Here is a 230-nt window from a genome sequence, read left to right as displayed (position 1 = left end):
TCCTCACCCGGCTGGTCGCCGCCGGCGAACTGGTCAAACGCGGCCTGCTGGATGGTCGTACCACCCATGTCGACGCCGGGACGCTGGTCAACATAGGCACCGGCCGCATCTATGGCGATCACATCGCCATCAAAGCCGGAACGCTCAACAACCAGGCGGAAAACGTGGGCGGCGTGCAGCGATCGTCGACCATTGCCGCACGCCAGCGCCTGGACCTGGGCGTGGGCGTG

Annotated in this window: 1 protein-coding gene; it reads left to right on the top strand. The window is 66.5% G+C overall.

From position 1 onward, the window contains the following. Nucleotides 1–230 (top strand): hypothetical protein (locus ACQG3P_RS25440; protein ID WP_426806591.1); only part of this gene is annotated, 230 nt, incomplete at both ends.

This window comes from Stenotrophomonas sp. SrG (genome assembly GCF_050031795.1).
Classification (GTDB): domain Bacteria; phylum Pseudomonadota; class Gammaproteobacteria; order Xanthomonadales; family Xanthomonadaceae; genus Stenotrophomonas; species Stenotrophomonas rhizophila_A.
This window is presented reverse-complemented; position numbering and strand designations above follow the sequence as displayed.